Below are 13,594 nucleotides of genomic sequence, written 5' to 3'. Positions count from 1 at the left end.
GCGGCGGGGAGCGGCCACGGTCGGCCGCTCCCCGCCGCTTTGCCCAGCCCGACCGGGCCAGACCCGCCGGATTGGCCCTGTTGACGGTTCCTGGGTACCCGTACGCTCGGGGAATGCGCATCTCGATCATCGACGCCTTCACCGACCGACCGTTCGCCGGCAACCCGGCCGGCGTCTGCCTGTTGGAGACGGCCAGCTGGCCGGACGAGAAATGGATGCGCCAGGTGGCCCGCGAGCTCAACCTCTCCGAGACGGCCTTCGTCCGCCCGCCGAGCCCGGCCGAAGCGGCCACCGGCACGGCTACCGCTACCGCTTCGGACGGCGAAGTCGACTGGCTGCTGCGCTGGTTCACCCCGATGACCGAGGTCCCGCTCTGCGGCCACGCCACCCTGGCCGCCACCCACGCGCTGCGCACCCAGGGTCTGACCAACAGCCGCCCGATCCGGTTCGGAACGCTGAGCGGGGTGCTGACCGCGGTGCCGCAGGCGGACGGGACGATCAGCCTGGACCTGCCGGCCGCGCGACCGGAGCCGGCCGAGGTGCCGGACGGCCTGGCGCAGGCGCTCGGCCGACCGGTGGTCGGCTGCTGGACCACCGGTGAGCTCGACCTCCTGCTGGTCGAGCTGCGCAGCGAGCACACCGTCCGGGGCCTGGCCCCGGACCTGGCGGCCGTCACCCGCCAGCAGGCCCGCGGCGTGGCGGTCACCGCGCTCGCCGAGTACCCGGCGGACGGCTACGACTTCGTCTCGCGCTACTTCGCCCCGGCGGCCGGCGTGCCCGAGGACCCGGTGACCGGCAGCGCGCACACCGCGCTGGCGCCGTTCTGGGCCGAGCGGCTGGGACGCACCGTGCTGAGGGGCTACCAGGCCTCGGCCCGCGGTGGCCTGGTCCACTGCGAACTGCGCGGTGCGGCCGGGACCGGCTGGGACCGGGTGCTGCTCTCCGGCGGGGCCGTCACCGTGTTGGACGGCCGGCTCACCCCGTCGGCAGCCAGCTGACGTGACCGGCCAGCAGCGCGTACCCGACGAAGGCCGTCGTGTCGATCAGCGCGTGCGCCATGGCCATCGGCATCACCCGGCCCCAGCGCCGGTAGAGCAGGCAGAAGATCGCGCCCATCACCATGTTGCCGACCAGCCCGCCGACGCCCTGGTAGAGGTGGTACGAACCGCGCACCAGCGAGCTGGTCAGCACCACGGCCGGCCAGCCCCACCCGCGTTGTTCGAGGCGGCGGATCAGGTAGCCGAGCACCACCACCTCCTCCAGCACGGCGTTCTGGCAGGCGGAGCCGATCAGCACCGGGATCCGCCACCAGACGTCGGGCAGGCCGGAGGGCACCACGGTGAGGTTGGCACCGGCCGCCCGCGAACCCAGGTAGAGGGCCAGGCCGCTGCCGCCGATCACGGCGGCCACCGCCGCGCCGCGTCCGAGGTCGGCGAGCTTGTGGCGCAGGTCGAAGCCGAGCACCCGCAGGCTGGTGCCCTCGCGGATCAGCAGGTAGCCGACCAGCACCACCGGCATCAGGCCGCGGCCGATGTAGTAGAGCTGGTAGGCCAGGTCGATCCAGGGCCGCCCGGGGGCGGCCGAGGAGTTCAGCGGCGCGACCTGCTGGCTGAGCGCGGCGTGCTGGGTGAGCGAGTCGGCGAAGCTGATCGCCGCGTAGATCCCGCTGGCGCCCAGGGACAGGCCCAGGACGATCAGCAGCTCGGCGCCGAGCAGCCGCCGCCCGGGCGAGCCGGGCGGCAGGATGTTCTCCGGGGAGGCGGGCGGTGCGATCGTCATGGCCGATCATCCTGTCACACCGCCATGAGCACGCCCTTCACGGCTTTCACCCCCGCGCCGACCCGGCCGGCCCTCACCCCACCGGCCAGGTGTGCACGGGTTCCCCGCCGCGCATCAGCTCCATGTACCGCTTGGTCATGGTGGCCAGCGCGGTCGCCTGGTCCATCCCGTAGCGCTCGCGCAATTGGTGGACGGTGGCGGCCTGCCAGGCGGCACCGTTGGTCCGCCGCAGGCAGCGCTGCTCGATGATGCCCAGGTAGCGGTCCCGGTCGGCCGGCTGCACGCCCCACTCGTCCAGGCCCTGGTGGGCCAGCGGCAGCAGCTCGCCGAGCACCAGGTCGACCACCGGCACCTCGGCGAGCGCGCCGCGCGCCCCGCGGCCCTGGCGCGGCCAGTGCAGCGCGGTGTCGATGCCGTAGCGCGCCGCGGTGTGGAAGTTCCGGTCGGCCCGGTCGAACGGCAGCCTGGTCCAGATCGGCCGGCTCTGCTCGGCGAGCACCCGGACCAGTCCGTAGTAGAAGGCGGCATTGGCCAGCGTGTCGGCGACCGTGGGACCGGCCGGCAGGCAGCGGTTCTCCACCCGCAGGTGCGGCACGCCGTCGGCCACGTCGTAGACCGGCCGGTTCCACCGGTAGATGGTGCCGTTGTGCAGCCGCATCTCGGCGAGCCGCGGGATACCGCCGCAGGAGAGCACCTTGGCCGGGTCCTCGTCGTCGCAGATCGGCAGCAGGGCGGGGAAGTAGCGCAGGTTCTCGGCGAAGAGCTCCGCGGCCGAGTCCACCCAGCGCTCGCCGAACCAGGTGATCGGGCGCACCCCCTGGGCCTTGAGCTCGGCCGAGCGGGTGTCGCAGGCCTGCTGGAAGAGGACCGGACGGGTCTCGCGCCACAGCTCGCGTCCGAACAGGAAGGGCGAGTTGGCCCCCAGCGCCACCTGGACGGCGGCGATCGCCTGGGCCGCGTTCCAGACCGGGGCGAAGCGGTCCGGGGTGACCTGCAGGTGCAGCTGCAGCGAGGTCGCCGCCGCCTCCGCCACCATGGTCACCGAGTCCAGCACCAAGTGCTCGACCCCTTCGATGTCCAGCGCGATGTCCTCGCCGCGCGCCGCCATGATCTGGTCGCTGAGCAGCGTGTAGCGGTTGTTGTGCGACATCGAGTCCAGGCCGGTGTGCTCGACCCCCAGGGTCGGCAGCACGCCGACCATGATGATCCGGGCGCCGGCCTCGGCGGCCCGGCGGTCGGCGTAGCGCAGGCCGGTGTCGATCTCCTCGCGCAGCTCCTCGAAGACGTGGCCACTGAGCCGGTGCGGGGCGATGTTGACCTCGATGTTGAACTTGCCCAGCTCGGTCTGGAAGTCGGCGGAGCCGATCGCCGCGAGCACCTGCTCGTTGCTCATCAGCGGCAGGCCCTGCTCGTCGGCCAGGTTCAGCTCGATCTCCAGGCCCAGGACGGCCCTGGGCCGGTCGAACCGGCCCTCGCGCAGCATCCGGTCCAGCGCCTCCTGACAGGACTGCAGTTTGCGTCGGTACTGCTGTCGGTCCGCCAGGTCGGCCCGGGTCGCGATGACCTTCTCCCCCACGGATACCCCCTTCGGCCGGTGCCACCGTGCCCAGCATCATGGTGCCCAGCATCATGCCCAGCCGGAAGATCGATACCCGATGCGCCCTTATGCCTTGCGCCACAAGGGAACTGACGGCTTCTCACCTGTGTTTCCCGACTTGCCGGGCACGACAGAAGGTGATAAACAGGTCACCCTGCGCACTTGTTCGAGTAGGCTTCGCGCTGCACGCCGCCCCGACCCTTGGCCGAGGCGGCTCCCTCGCTTGCCGCGTGGCCCCCTCGCGCGCTCAGCCCCGCGATCACGCCCAACCGGACCCGGCTCTGTCGCGCCACGCCGGTATGCCGCTTTCGCACGCCGATCTCGCACGGAGAGGCGACCCGCCATGACCTTGCAAACGCCCCAGCCCCCGCCGAGCGCCCTGCGCGCCGTCCTGGCCGCCCTGAACTCCCAAGCCGCCCTGCGGCAGGCCGGGGCCGCCGCGCTGCGCAGTCCCACCGGGCCGCTGCAGCCCTCCCATCCCCTGGCGGTTCACCAGCTGCCGCCCGCGACGGCGACGGCGCGCGCGCTGGCGGAGGCCCCGCGCACGGGTTGGCGGTTCCTGATCGAGCACGGCGGCCAAGTGGTGGCGGCGGCCGAGGTGGTGAAGTCGGCCGAGGGCCACAGCTTCGCGCACTTCGCGGCGGGACCCTATCTCGACTCCACCATGCGGGCACTGGCTCAGGCCCGACACCTGGTGCAGTCGCTGCGCACCAGCCACCAGGCGCGGCTGCTCTCGATGCCCGGGCACTACGCCACCGCACTGTGGCTGCACGGCATCGACGCCGCGCCGGAGGAGGACCTGCTGATCCCGCTGGCCCCGGCCCCGCTCGGGGTGGCCGCGCACCGCGCCCATCCAGCGGGCGACCTGCTCGCGCTGCTCGCCCGCCCGAGTGCCGCGGCGCCGGTGCGGCCGGCCGCGCCCGCTCCGTTGGCCGCGGCGGTGCCCGCCCTCTGACCCCACCCGTTCGGACTACCTCGCAGCCACCCGGTCGAGTCATGGCCGGGTGGCCCGTTTTTGCGCCGCCGCCCGGTTCGACCATCTGAATGGGTGATCTCTGCCCTGGAGTTGTGGCGCATGTCACCAAACAGCTGCGGGACGGCCTCCGGATGCCGACACTGGGAACTGCGTGGAAGGACCACCTGTCCTACCCACAGAAGCGCCGACTCACACCTGGGCCGGCGGGACAGGATCCGACCACCGTCAACGGCGTTCCGGGGTTCGTGGGGCCACAGGGCCCGGGCCGGCACCGCTGAGGGGGGCGGGATCGTGAGTGAAGCGGGGTACAACGATGTGCCAGCACCGACCTGAGTGTCCGTCGGCCGAGTCGGCCGACCGTGAGGCGGCGGTTCCGGTCGCCCGCCACCCCGAGCAGGGCTGGAGCCTGCTCTGCAACGGGGTCCTGCTGTTCGAGGACACCGGTGAGCTGCTGCCGGACGGCCGGGTGATCGCGCCGCACCGTTCGCGGCTGGTCGCCGCCTGACAGCCCACCCGGACGGGTTGCGGCCCCGGCCCACCGGGGCCCGGACGTGACGAGGTCCCCTGCGGAACCTGCCGCAGGGGACCTCGTCACGCGCGCGGCCGGGGCCGGCCCACCGGGGCCGACCGCCGGCTCATCCCGCTCAGGAGCCGTACTCGTCCAGCGGCGGGCAGGAGCAGACCAGGTGCCGGTCGCCGTAGGCGCCGTCGATCCGGCTCACCGGCGGCCAGTACTTGTCCGCCGGGTTCACGCCCGCCGGGAAGACCGCCTCCTGGCGGCTGTAGCCGTGCGCCCAGTCGCCGGCCAGCGTGGCGGCGGTGTGCGGGGCGTTGCGGAGCGGGTTGTCGTCCGCGGCCCAGGTGCCCGAGCCGACCTTGTCGATCTCGGCCCGGATCTCGATCATCGCGGCGCAGAACCGGTCGATCTCGTGCAGGTCCTCGGACTCGGTAGGCTCGATCATCAGCGTGCCGGCCACCGGGAAGGACATGGTCGGGGCGTGGAAGCCGTAGTCGATCAGGCGCTTGGCGATGTCGTCCACGCTCACCCCCGTCTCCTTGGTGAGCGGGCGCAGGTCGATGATGCACTCGTGCGCGACCAGGCCGCCGGGGCCGGTGTAGAGCACCGGGAAGTGCGGGGCCAGCCGCTTGGCGATGTAGTTGGCGTTCAGCACCGCGACCTGGGTGGCGCGCTTGAGGCCCTCGCCGCCCATCAGCCGCACGTACGCCCAGGAGATCGGCAGGATCGCCGCCGAGCCCCAGGGCGCGGCCGAGATCGGGCCGACACCGGTGGCCGGACCGGCCTCGCTCTGCAGCGGGTGGTTGGGCAGGTACGGCGCCAGGTGCGCGCGCACCGCGACCGGGCCGACGCCCGGGCCGCCGCCGCCGTGCGGGATGCAGAAGGTCTTGTGCAGGTTCAGGTGCGAGACGTCCGCACCGAACTTGCCCGGCTTGGCCAGGCCGACCAGCGCGTTGAGGTTGGCGCCGTCCACGTAGACCTGGCCGCCGGCCTCGTGCACCAGGGCGCAGATGTCGGTGATCTGGGTCTCGAAGACGCCGTGGGTGGACGGGTAGGTGACCATCAGCACGGCGAGCTGCTCGCGGTGCTGCTCGATCTTGGCCTTCAGGTCCTCGACGTCCACGTCGCCGTCGGTCAGCGTCTTGACGACGACCACCCGCATGCCGGCCATCACGGCGGAGGCGGCGTTGGTGCCGTGCGCCGAGGCCGGGATCAGGCAGACGTCGCGCTGGGTGTCGCCGTTCGCGTGGTGGTAGGCGCGCACCGCGAGCAGACCGGCCAGCTCGCCCTGGGAGCCGGCGTTCGGCTGGATCGAGACGGCGTCGTAGCCGGTGACCTCGACCAGCTGCTGCTCCAGCTGGCGGATCAGGGTCAGGTAGCCCTGGGCCTGGTCGATCGGGGCGAAGGGGTGCAGCTGGCCGAACTCCGGCCAGGTGACCGCCTCCATCTCGGTGGTGGCGTTGAGCTTCATGGTGCAGGAGCCGAGCGGGATCATGCCGCGGTCCAGCGCGTAGTCCCGGTCCGAGAGGCGGCGCAGGTAGCGCAGCATCGCGGTCTCCGAGCGGTGGCTGTGGAAGACCGGGTGGGTGAGGTACTCGTCCTCGCGCAGCAGGTCGGCCGGGAGCGTCTCGGCGACCGAGTCCGCGTCCACGCCCGCGACGCCGAAGGCGGCCCAGACGGCGGCCAGGTGCTCGCGGGTGGTGGTCTCGTCGCAGGAGATCGAGACGGTGTCGGCGTCCACCTGGTAGAGGTTGATGCCCGCCTCGCGCGCGGTGGCGAGCACCGCGGCGGCACGGCCCGGGACCTTGGCGGTCACGGTGTCGAAGAACGCCTCGTGGGCGAGCTCGACGCCGCCGGCCCGCAGGCCCGCGGCCAGCGCGGCGGCGTAGCGGTGGGTGCGGCGGGCGATGTCGGCCAGGCCGTCGGGGCCGTGGTAGACGGCGTACATCGAGGCCATCACGGCGAGCAGCACCTGGGCGGTGCAGATGTTGCTGGTGGCCTTCTCGCGGCGGATGTGCTGCTCACGGGTCTGCAGCGCCAGCCGGTAGGCGCGGTGGCCGTCGGCGTCCACCGAGACGCCGACCAGGCGGCCGGGCAGCGAGCGGGCGTACTCGGCGCGCACCGACAGGTAGCCGGCGTGCGGGCCGCCGAAGCCCATAGGGACGCCGAAGCGCTGCGAGGTGCCGCAGGCGATGTCGGCGCCGAGCGCGCCGGGCGACTTGAGCAGGGTGAGCGCCAGCAGGTCGGCGGCGACCGCGACGATCGCGCCGAGCCCGTGCGCCTGCTCGATCACGGCGGCCAGGTCGCGCACCGCGCCGGAGGCGCCGGGGTACTGCAGCAGCACGCCGAAGACGCCGCCCTCGGCGATGTCGGCCGGGATGCCCTCGGACAGGTCGGCGACGACGACCTCGACGCCGGTGGGCAGCGCGCGGGTGCGGATCACCGCGAGGGTCTGCGGCAGGGTGTCGGCGTCGACCAGGAAGACGCCGCCCTTGACCTTGGTGACCCGGCGGGCCAGCGCCATCGCCTCGGCGGCCGCGGTGCCCTCGTCGAGCAGCGAGGAGCCGGAGGTGGGCAGGCCGGTCAGGTCGGAGACCAGGGTCTGGAAGTTGAGCAGCGCCTCCAGGCGGCCCTGCGAGATCTCCGGCTGGTACGGGGTGTAGGCGGTGTACCAGGCCGGGTTCTCCATGACGTTGCGCAGGATCACCGGCGGGGTGAAGGTGCCGTAGTAGCCCAGCCCGATCATCGGGGTGAGCACCTGGTTCTGCCGGGCCAGCTCGCGCAGTTCGGCCAGTACCTGGGCCTCGCTGCGGCCGGCCGGCAGGTCCAGGCCGGTGATGCTGCGGATCGCCTCGGGGACCGCGGCGGCGGAGAGCTCGTCCAGCGAGCCGTAGCCGACCTGGGCCAGCATCTTCTCCTGGGCGGCGGCGTCGGGGCCGATGTGGCGGGACTCGAAGGGGCTGGCGGTTTCGAGCTCGGCGAGGGTGGCGGAGCTGCGGGGGCGACCGGCGGTCGGCTGGGCAGTCATGGTGGTCGAGGCCTCCTGGTCACGGACCGGCGGGGGCACGCACGCCGCGGGCCCGCGCCGCTGTGGAGAGCGGATGGACCTGGACGGGCGAGCCCGACAGGCCTCCCCCTCTGTCATCGGGACCTGAGAGCTTCGCCCGCACGGAGCTGACGCCCCGCCGGCTTGCACCGTCGGTGAGGGTGGTGCCCGCCGGCTCCCTCGCCCGCGGCCCTGCCCTGCTTTCCAGAGTGACCTATCCCACACGGTACGGATGCCTGAGAGATTCCGGGGAGGGTTTGCTCCTTCGGCGCCCCAGTCCCCTCTGTTCCGAAGGGTGGGGACTCTCCCGAGCGGGTTCGGCGGTCGCGCCCAGGGTACCAGCGCGGGCCTGTCGGACGACCGTGCAGGTGAGCGAATGTGCTCGCCCACTTGGCGCAGTCCGCGCACGGACGGCGGCGCTTGGCTCGCCGTCATCCGATCCGTGCCTTTTGGTGTGAATCGCAGGCAGCAGCCACAGGAGGAAGAGGAAAGCGTGCAGACCGACATCGATCCCCGAGACCTGATCGGGCACAAGGCCGTCGACCGCAACGGCGACAAGATCGGCACGGTGGACGAGGTCTACCTCGACGACGCCACGGGCGAGCCCGAGTGGGCCGCCGTGCGCACCGGGATCTTCGGCCGGGACGCGTTCGTCCCGCTGACCACGAGCGAGTTCTCCGGCGAGGAGCTGCGCGTGCCCTACGACAAGTCCCTGATCAAGGAGTCGCCGGACTTCGGCGTCGGTCAGCACCTCTCGCCCGCCCAGGAGCTGCAGCTCTACCGCTACTACGGCCTGGACTCCCCCGGCACCGGCCGCACGACCGAGCGCGCCACCACCACGAACGGCTCGCCGGACCTGGACTTCGGGGTGGCCGCCGCCCCCGTGGCAGCCGCTGCGGCCCGCACCAACGGCTCGGCCGAGGCGGGCGCGGGCCAGCCGACCACCCAGCTGCCCCGGGCCCAGGGTGCCGCGCAGTCGGCGCCGGCCACCATCGGACTGGACAAGCCGGTCGAGCCGCCGCCGAGCCCCACCCCCGACCCGGTGCGCACCGCGCCCAAGACCGGCGCCGACCACGGCCCGGCCACCAACGCGCCGCCCGGGCCGGTGGAGCTGACGCTGCGCGAGGAGCGCCTGGAGATCGTCAACGAGTGGCACGTGCTGGGCACCGCCAGTCTGCGCAAGTACGTGGTGGCCGAGCCGGTGGAGCGCCGGATCGAGGTGGTGCGCGAACGGGTCCGGGTGGAGCGGGTACCGGTCAGCGATGCGGAGCGGGCCACCCTCACCGCGCAGGAGATCGCCGAGGCGGTCGAGGAGGTGACGCTGCGCGAGGAGCGTCCGACGGTGCGCAAGTACGTGGCTCCGCTCGAACGGGTGCGCCTGGTGGTCGAGCGGTACACCGAGGAGAAGGTGATCCGCGACGAGCTGCGCCGTGAGCAGGTGGAGATCCACGACAGCACCGCCGCCACGCCCGGGCACACCCCGATGCCCGCGCCGCAGCAGGCGGGCACCCCCACCGGCCTCGTCGGCTGACCCCCGGCGGCCCGGCCGAACCGGCCCGATCGAACCGGCCCGGACCCGCTCGCGCGGGTCCGGGCCGTCGGCCTCGACAAAGCTTCAGCGGTAGATATTTGACAGAGTGAAGCACTTTCGGCATGGTTACTTCAGTTCATTGACTATCGCTGGCTTGAAGCAGCTGGAAAGCCGCTCAGCCCGTTTCTGAAGGAGCCACCGTGAGTGAGGCAGTCAAGCCCACCGCCTCGGCCGCGAAACCGAGCAGTGCCCGGGTACTGCCCGCCCTGATCCTGGCGATGCTGGCCTACAGCGTCATCCAGACCGCGGTCGTGCCGATCCTGCCGTCGCTGGCCCTGGAGCTGAAGGTCTCGGGCTCCAACATCACCTGGCTGATGACCGCCAACCTGCTCTCGGCGGCCGTCCTGACCCCGCTGCTGGGCCGCTTCGGCGACCTGCGGGGCCGCAAGCCGATGCTGCTGATCTCGCTGGGCGGGCTGGTGCTCGGCTCCGGGCTCGCGGTGGCGACCCACTCCTTCACCCTGCTGATCGTCGCCCGCGTGCTGCAGGGCGCCGGCGGTGGCGTGCTGCCGCTGGCGATCAGCATCGTCCGCGACGAGCTGCCGCGCGAGAAGATCACCGGCGGCGTCGCCGCGATCAGTGCCTCGATGGGCGTCGGCAGCGGTCTCGGCCTGGTCGCCACCGGCGTGCTGCTGGAGCACTGGGACTACAAGTCCATCTTCTGGATGGGCCTGGTCGCCGCCGTCGTCGCCATCGCCCTGGTGGTCCTGCGGGTGCCGAACGACCCGGTGACCGACAAGAACGGCGGCGCCGACCCGCTGGGCGCCATCGCCCTGGCCGGCTGGCTCTCCGCCCTGCTGATCGCGGTCAGCCGCGGCAACGAGTGGGGCTGGACCTCCACCAAGACGCTGGGCCTGTTCGCCGTCGCCGCCGTGGTCGCGCTGATCTGGGGCATCATCGAGGTCAAGGTCAAGCACCCGCTGGTCGACATGAAGATGATGGCCCGCCCGGCCGTCGCCTTCACCAACATCTCCGGCCTGCTCATCGGCTTCGGCATGTACGGATCCTTCCTGGTGATCAGCAACTTCACCCAGACCCCCGCGCAGCTCGCCCACTACGGCTTCACCGCCACCGTGCTGCACGCCGGTGTGCTGCTGCTGCCCTCCGCGGCCGGCTCGATGGTCGCCGCCCCGATCGGCGCGATGCTGATCGGCCGCAGCGGCCCGCGCCTGCCGCTGGTGCTCGGCGGCCTGTTCGGTGCCGTCTCGATGGCCTACCTGGCCCTGCGGCACAGCGCCGAGGGCGACGTCTACTTCGCCGCCGGGCTCTTCGGCCTCGGCGTCGGCCTGGCCTACGCGGCCATGCCCGCCTTCATCAACGGCGCCGTCCCGGCCGAGCAGAGCGGTATCGCCAACGGCATGAACGCGGTGCTGCGCACCGTGGGTGGCGCGATCGGCACCGCCGTGCTGGGTGCGGTCCTGACCGGCGACACCATCAAGTTCCCGCCGCAGATCGCGGCGATGGTCAAGGTGCAGCTGCCGACCCTGGACGCCTACAAGCACGCCTACTGGATCACCGCCGTGATCTGCCTGATCGCCGCCCTGGTCCCGTTCGCGATCCGGACGGCCCGGCAGGCCACCGCCCCGGTCGACCAGTCGGCCGACGCGCCGCAGCCCACCAAGACCAGCGCCTGACGCGTTGGGGCTCCCGCCGGTGCACGACCGCCGGGAGCCCGCCCGGCGCCGTCCAGGGATCGGTGGCGCCGGACCGTCGAACGCCCCGCCCGAGCTTCTCGGGCGGGGCGTTCGCCCTTTCCGGCCTGTGGCGCCCTGGGGACGACCGGCCCTGGCCGGGTGGCTACTCCTCCACCGGCCGCAGCGGCAGCGGCTCGGCCGGGCTCAGCGCCGGGTCGTCCACCAGGAAGGTGCGCACCCGGCCCGGCGGCGAGTCGGGCGTCTCGAAGCGGACCGTGACCCGGCCGACCCCGCTGCCCTGCACCCAGCCGGCGCCGAACTCCTCGTGCCGCACGTCCTGGCCCGGCATCCAGATCCGGGTGCCCAGCGCCTGGTCGGCCCCCGCCGTCGGGGTGGGGGCGGTGGCGGGCTCGCCCGGCTCCGTCCGGTCCGCCTGCTCGGCCTCGGCCGCCGCCTGCGCTTCGGCCTCCTCGGCCGCCTCGGCCGCCGCCTGGGCGAACAGGTCCTCCTGGGTGAACTCGGCCAGCTGGGAGACCCCGACGCCGAGCAGCCGGATCCCGCCCGTCAGGTTGACCTGGGCGGCCAGCCGTCGGGCGGTGGCGGCGATCACCCGCTCGTCGTCGGTGGGTCCGCGCAGCGTCTCGGAGCGGGTCAGCGTGCTGAAGTCGAACCGGCGCACCTTGATCACCACCGTCCGACCGGAGCGGCCGGCCGCCCGCAGCCGGCGCACGCAGCGCGCGGCCAGCACGTCCAGTTCGTGCAGCACCCGGTCGCGATCGGCCAGGTCGACCTCGTAGGTGTCCTCCACGGAGACCGACTTGGCGTCCCGGTCCGGGACCACGGCGCGCTCGTCCAGCCCCCGCGCCATCAGCGACACGCCCGCCCCGTGCGCCCGTCCGAGCAGCCGCACCAGCTCGTCCTCCGGCTGCTCCGCCACCTCGGCCACGGTCAGCAGCCCGGCCCGGCGCAGCGCCTGCTCGGTGGCGGGGCCCACCCCCGGCAGCGCCCGCACCGGCATCGGACCGAGCACCGCCCGCTCCTGGCCGGGGGCCACCAGCACCAGGCCGTCCGGCTTGGCCTGCTCGGAGGCGATCTTGGCCATCAGCTTCGAGCCGGCTGCGCCGATCGAGGCGGTCAGTCCGGTGCGGCGGCGGATGTCGGCCCGCAGGTCCTGGGCGATCGCCTCGACGAGCGCGGTGCCCTCGCCCGGCGGCACCGCGGCCAGCGCCGCACCGTAGGGGCCGGCGGCCAGGTCCACGTACGCCTCGTCCACGCTCAGCTGCTCGACCAGGGGCGACAGCTCGCGCATCATCGCCATCACCTGCTCGCTGATCTCCCGGTAGGCGACGAAGCGCGGCCACAGGTAGGCGGCGTTCGGGCAGAGCCGACGGGCCACGGCCATCGCCATCGCGGAGTGCACCCCGAAGACCCGTGCCTCGTAGGAGGCGGTGGAGACCACGCCGCGGCCGCCGAGGCCGCCGACGACCACCGGCTTGCCGCGCAGGCTCGGCTTGGCCGCCTGCTCCACCGAGGCGAAGAAGGCGTCCATGTCGAGGTGGAGGATGCTCGGCACTGTCCGCACGAGTCGATCATCGCGCAGTGGTCTGACAGAGCGGGGCTGACAGAGCGGGTCCGGCAGGCACGGGCCGACCGGGCCCTCGCCAGGGCCTGTCCTAGCCCGCCGGGTGCACGGCGTCCGCCAGCGCCCGCGCCACGCCCGGGTCCTTGGGCCCGAGATCCGTCGGGTCCGGGTGGAAGAGGGCGCTGAAGGCGGCCTTGTCCGCCCCGGGCAGCTCCCGCAGGCCGCCGTAGTACCAGGTGGCGTCACGTGTCTCGGGCACCCCGACGGCGTAGGAGTCGATGCCCGCCGCCCGGCAGAGCGCCAGCGCCCGGCGCACGTGGTAGTCCTGGCTGACCAGCACCGCGTGGTCGACGCCGAAGATCCGCCGGGCCCGGTCGCAGGAGTCCCAGGTGTCGAAGCCCGCGTAGTCGCGCACCACCCGCACCGCCGGCACCCCGTGCGCGACCAGGTAGTCGTACATCGTGCCGGGCTCGTTGTAGTCGGGCCGGCTGTTGTCCCCGGTGACCAGGATCGCCTGGACCTTGTGCGCCCGGTAGAGCTGCAGGGCGGCGTCCAGCCGGTGCGCCAGGTAGTCCGAGGGCTGCCCGTTCACCACCCCGGCGCCGAAGACCACCGCGACCGGCTCGGCCGGCACGTCGGCCACGGTGCGGATCCGGGAGTCCTGCGAGCAGAACAGCCAGGCGCTGGGCAGCAGCGCGGCCGCGCCGAGCAGCACCAGGCCCTGGAAGATCCGCCGCTGCCGCCGACGCCCCCGCAGCAGCCCGCTCACTCGTATCCGCACCCGCACGATCAGTCCGCCCCTGGTCGACCCATGATCCATCACCAGCGCGGACGAGTGGCCGATCCCGGATGGTTCCGCGGCGGGGCGCCCG

At 73.1% G+C, this 13,594-nt stretch carries 10 protein-coding genes and 1 riboswitch; of the genes, 5 read left to right on the top strand and 5 right to left on the bottom strand.

Annotated elements, in window-relative coordinates; translation table 11 throughout:
* Positions 1-113: 113 nt before the first annotated feature.
* Positions 114-998 carry a PhzF family phenazine biosynthesis protein gene (locus OG500_RS31860; protein WP_329585077.1) on the top strand — a complete coding sequence of 295 codons (885 nt, stop codon included), beginning with the start codon at positions 114-116 and terminating at the stop codon, positions 996-998.
* Here OG500_RS31860 and OG500_RS31855 read toward each other — a convergent pair.
* The gene (locus tag OG500_RS31855) at positions 976-1,779 is read right to left on the bottom strand and encodes a CPBP family intramembrane glutamic endopeptidase (protein WP_327070287.1); all 804 of its coding nucleotides are present in this window, start codon (positions 1,777-1,779) and stop codon (positions 976-978) included. The genes OG500_RS31860 and OG500_RS31855 overlap by 23 nt on opposite strands.
* A 73-nt stretch (positions 1,780-1,852) precedes the next feature.
* Positions 1,853-3,355, bottom strand: coding sequence for a glutamate-cysteine ligase family protein (locus OG500_RS31850; RefSeq protein ID WP_327070286.1), 1,503 nt, complete (start codon positions 3,353-3,355; stop codon positions 1,853-1,855).
* Between the two features lie 364 nt (positions 3,356-3,719).
* Here OG500_RS31850 and OG500_RS31845 point away from each other — a divergent pair, with 364 nt between their 5' ends.
* Positions 3,720-4,331: a hypothetical protein gene (locus OG500_RS31845; protein WP_327070285.1), complete on the top strand. Its 612-nt coding sequence runs from the start codon at positions 3,720-3,722 to the stop codon at positions 4,329-4,331.
* Between the two features lie 334 nt (positions 4,332-4,665).
* Complete coding sequence (locus OG500_RS31840) at positions 4,666-4,857, top strand: DUF5999 family protein (RefSeq protein ID WP_327070284.1); 192 nt, start codon at positions 4,666-4,668, stop codon at positions 4,855-4,857.
* Between the two features lie 139 nt (positions 4,858-4,996).
* Here OG500_RS31840 and gcvP read toward each other — a convergent pair whose 3' ends face one another.
* A complete protein-coding gene (gene gcvP / locus OG500_RS31835; RefSeq protein ID WP_329585073.1) occupies positions 4,997-7,897 on the bottom strand; it encodes an aminomethyl-transferring glycine dehydrogenase in 2,901 nt (966 codons plus the stop codon).
* A 232-nt stretch (positions 7,898-8,129) separates the two neighbouring features.
* Positions 8,130-8,235, bottom strand: a riboswitch (glycine riboswitch).
* Between the two features lie 173 nt (positions 8,236-8,408).
* Between gcvP and OG500_RS31830 the strand changes: the two genes are divergently transcribed.
* Both OG500_RS31830 and OG500_RS31825 read left to right on the top strand, forming a co-directional pair.
* The gene (locus OG500_RS31830) at positions 8,409-9,446 is read left to right on the top strand and encodes a PRC and DUF2382 domain-containing protein (RefSeq protein WP_327070282.1); all 1,038 of its coding nucleotides are present in this window, start codon (positions 8,409-8,411) and stop codon (positions 9,444-9,446) included.
* A gap of 200 nt (positions 9,447-9,646) precedes the next feature.
* A complete protein-coding gene (locus OG500_RS31825) occupies positions 9,647-11,140 on the top strand; it encodes an MFS transporter (RefSeq protein WP_329585069.1) in 1,494 nt (497 codons plus the stop codon).
* A gap of 163 nt (positions 11,141-11,303) precedes the next feature.
* Here OG500_RS31825 and OG500_RS31820 read toward each other — a convergent pair whose 3' ends face one another.
* Positions 11,304-12,722, bottom strand: coding sequence for a DNA polymerase IV (locus tag OG500_RS31820; RefSeq protein WP_329585066.1), 1,419 nt, complete (start codon positions 12,720-12,722; stop codon positions 11,304-11,306).
* Between the two features lie 91 nt (positions 12,723-12,813).
* Positions 12,814-13,542 (bottom strand): SanA/YdcF family protein, encoded by a 729-nt coding sequence (locus tag OG500_RS31815; protein WP_442789274.1) that lies wholly within the window; start codon positions 13,540-13,542, stop codon positions 12,814-12,816.
* Between the last annotated feature and the right edge of the window lie 52 nt (positions 13,543-13,594).

The organism is Kitasatospora sp. NBC_01250 (genome assembly GCF_036226465.1).
GTDB lineage: Bacteria > Actinomycetota > Actinomycetes > Streptomycetales > Streptomycetaceae > Kitasatospora.
This window is presented reverse-complemented; position numbering and strand designations above follow the sequence as displayed.

What these genes read in the sequence shown, in the direction of transcription:
- OG500_RS31860 (WP_329585077.1), top strand. Translation starts at nt 114, where the DNA reads ATGCGCATCTCGATCATCGACGCCTTCACCGACCGACCGTTCGCCGGC.
- OG500_RS31855 (WP_327070287.1), bottom strand. Translation starts at nt 1,779, where the DNA reads ATGACGATCGCACCGCCCGCCTCCCCGGAGAACATCCTGCCGCCCGGC.
- OG500_RS31845 (WP_327070285.1), top strand. Translation starts at nt 3,720, where the DNA reads ATGACCTTGCAAACGCCCCAGCCCCCGCCGAGCGCCCTGCGCGCCGTC.
- OG500_RS31840 (WP_327070284.1), top strand. Translation starts at nt 4,666, where the DNA reads ATGTGCCAGCACCGACCTGAGTGTCCGTCGGCCGAGTCGGCCGACCGT.
- gcvP (WP_329585073.1), bottom strand. Translation starts at nt 7,897, where the DNA reads ATGACTGCCCAGCCGACCGCCGGTCGCCCCCGCAGCTCCGCCACCCTC.
- OG500_RS31815 (WP_442789274.1), bottom strand. Translation starts at nt 13,542, where the DNA reads ATGGATCATGGGTCGACCAGGGGCGGACTGATCGTGCGGGTGCGGATA.